This is a genomic window from Actinokineospora sp. PR83 (genome assembly GCF_021056305.1).
Lineage (GTDB): Bacteria > Actinomycetota > Actinomycetes > Mycobacteriales > Pseudonocardiaceae > Actinokineospora > Actinokineospora spheciospongiae.
The window spans coordinates 1-3,194 of record NZ_JAJCXD010000143.1 but is presented as its reverse complement, the minus strand read 5'-3'; the positions used below and the strand labels follow the sequence as shown (position 1 = coordinate 3,194).

Genomic DNA, 3,194 nt, shown 5'->3' with positions numbered 1-3,194 from the left:
CGCCGCCGCCGGGCCGCGGCCGCGACGGCCGCCCCGACCGCCGACCTGACCCCGGCCGCCGCGCTCGACCTGGTCCGCGCCACCACCGCCGCCGTGCTCGGCCACGCCTCCGCGGCCTCGGTCGACCCCGACCGCGCCTTCGCCGACCTGGGCTTCGACTCGCTCACCGCCGTCGAGCTGCGCAACCGGCTCGCCGCCGCCACCGGACTGCGGCTGCCCGCCACGCTCGTCTTCGACCACCCCACGCCCGCGGCCCTGGCCGCCCGCGTCGTGGGCGAGGCCCCCGCGCGCCGCGCCACCACCACCGCGCCCGCCCGCCCGGTCGACGAGCCGATCGCGATCGTGTCGATGGCCTGCCGCTACCCCGGCGGCATCGCCACCCCCGAGGACCTGTGGGAGCTGGTGGCGGGCAACCGCGACGTCATCGGCCCGTTCCCCGCCGACCGCGGCTGGGACGTCGCCGCGCTCACCGGCGGTCGCCCCGGCGCCCCCGCCGGTGCCTTCCTCCACGACGCGGCGGACTTCGACGCGGGCCTGTTCGGCATCTCCCCGCGCGAGGCGCTGGCGATGGACCCGCAGCAGCGCATCCTGCTCGAGGTCTCCTGGGAGACCTTCGAGCGCGCGGGCCTGGACCCGCACGGCCTGCGCGGCAGCCGCACCGGCGTGTTCGCGGGCGTGATGTACCAGGACTACGCCTCGCGGCTGGTCGCGGTGCCCGAGGGCGTCGAGGGGCACCTGGGCACCGGCAACTCCGCCAGCGTCGTCTCCGGCCGGGTCGCCTACGCCTTCGGGCTGGAGGGCCCGGCGATCACCGTCGACACCGCGTGCTCGTCCTCGCTGGTGGCCGTCCACCTGGCCGCGCAGGCGCTGCGCACCGGGGAGTGCGACCTGGCGCTGGCGGGCGGGGTCACCGTCATGTCCACGCCCGGGGTCTTCGTCGATTTCGCCCGCCAGCAGGGCCTGTCCGGCGACGGCCGCTGCCGGTCGTTCGCCGAGGGCGCCAACGGCACCGGCTTCGCCGAGGGCGCGGGCCTGGTGCTGCTGGAGCGGCTGTCCGACGCGCGCCGCAACGGCCACCACGTGCTCGCCGTCGTGCGCGGCAGTGCGGTCAACTCCGACGGCGCGTCCAACGGCCTCACCGCCCCCAACGGCCCGTCGCAGCAGCGCGTGATCTCCGCCGCGCTGGCCGCCGCCCGCCTCGACCCCGCCGAGGTCGACCTGGTCGAGGCGCACGGCACCGGCACCGTCCTGGGCGACCCGATCGAGGCCCAGGCGCTCCTGGCCGCCTACGGCCAGGACCGCGAGCAGCCGCTGTACCTCGGCTCGGTCAAGTCCAACCTGGGCCACACCCAGGCCGCCGCGGGCGTCGCCGGGATCATCAAGGCCGTGCAGGCCATGCGCCACGGCGTGCTGCCCGCCTCGCTGCACGTCGACGCCCCCAGCGGGCGCGTCGACTGGTCCGAGGGCGCGGTGGAGCTGCTGACCGCCAACCGCGACTGGCCCGCCCTCGACCGGCCGCGCCGGGCCGGGGTGTCCTCGTTCGGCATCAGCGGCACCAACGCCCACGTCGTCCTGGAGCAGGTCACCACCGCGCCCGCGCCCGCCGTCGAGACCGGCGGCCCGCACGCCTGGGTGCTGTCCGCGCACGACGACGCGGCGCTGACCGCCCAGGCCGCCCGGCTCGCCGCGCACCTGACCGACGAGTCTGCCGCCGAGGTCGCCGCCGCCCTCGCCACCCGCGCCGACCTGCCGCACCGCGCGGTCGTCGTCGGCGACCGCGCGGAGCTGGTCGCCCGCCTGGCCACCCTGACCGGACCCGGCGTCTTCCGCGGCACGGCCGCGCGCGGGCGCACCGCGTTCGTCTTCACCGGCCAGGGCGCGCAGCGCGTCGGCATGGGCCGGGACCTGGCTGCCGCCCACCCCGCGTTCGCCAGGGCGTGGGACGCCGTGCTCGCCCTCTACCCCGAGCACGTGCGCGCCGAGCTGGCGGGGGAGCAGACCCGGATCACCGAGACCGAGTTCGCCCAGCCCGCCCTGTTCGCCTTCGAGGTCGCCCTGGCCCGGCTGCTGCAGTCGTGGGGCGTGACCCCGGACGTCGTCATCGGCCACTCGGTCGGGGAGATCGCCGCCGCGCACGTCGCGGGCGTGCTCACCCTGTCCGACGCCGCCCGCCTCGTCGTCGCCCGCGGCGCGCTGATGGGCTCGGTGGCCGCGCGCGGGGCGATGGCCGCCATCGGCGCCGCGCCCGAGGACATCGACCTCCCGGCGGGCGTGGAGGTCGCGGCCGTCAACGGCCCGCAGTCCACTGTGGTGACCGGCGATGAGGACGCGGTGCTGGCGGTGCTCGACGCCGCGCGGGCGCGCGGGCTCAAGGCCACGCGCCTGGAGGTCAGCCACGCCTTCCACTCCGCGCACATGGACGAGGTGCTGCCGGGGTTGCGCGCCGTGCTCGACACCGTCGAGCTGGCCGAGCCCCGGATCGACTTCATCCGGGTCGCGGGTGAGCGCACGGGCGCGGACTACTGGGTCGACAACGTGCGGGCCACCGTGCGCTTCGCCGACGGTGTCGCCCGGCTCGACGCCGCCCACGTGCTCGAAGTGGGTCCGGACGCCGCGCTGACCCCGCTGGTCGTCGGCTGCGTCCCGGCCCAGCGCCGCGACCGCGACGAGGCTGTCGCGCTGCTGGAGGCCCTGGCCCGGCTGCACGTCGCGGGCCGCACCGTCGACTGGGCGCGGCTGACCCCGACCACCCGGCCCCTCACCCTGCCCACCTACGCCTTCCAGCGCACCCGCTACTGGCTCGACGCCGCCCCCACCCCGGTCGACCCGTGGCTCTACCGGGTCGAGTGGGACGGGGTCACCCTGGGCGAGACCACCGCCGAGCCGGTCGTGGCCCTCGGGGACGCCCCCGCGCCGTTGCGCCGCATCACCGACCTCGACGAGCTGGCCGACGAGACCCTGCTGCTGGTCGACCCCGACCCGGCGCTGCTGGTCGAGGCGCTGGGCCGGGCGCGCACGACCTGGGTCGCCAGCGCCGACCCCGCCGTGCTCGCCGTGGCGCGCGTCGCCGCCCTGGAGCAGCCCGCCCGCTTCGGCGGCGCGGTCACCATCACCGACCCCGCGGGCTGGGCGGCCCTCCCGCGCGCCATCGCGGGCCGCGAGGACCAGCTCGCCCTGGGCGAGCAGGCCCGCGC

At 77.8% G+C, this 3,194-nt stretch carries 1 protein-coding gene; it reads left to right on the top strand.

The window, feature by feature from the left end:
* Nucleotides 1–3,194, top strand: a 3,194-nt coding sequence (locus L6E12_RS33415; protein ID WP_236231917.1) for a type I polyketide synthase, incomplete at both ends; no start/stop codon positions are given.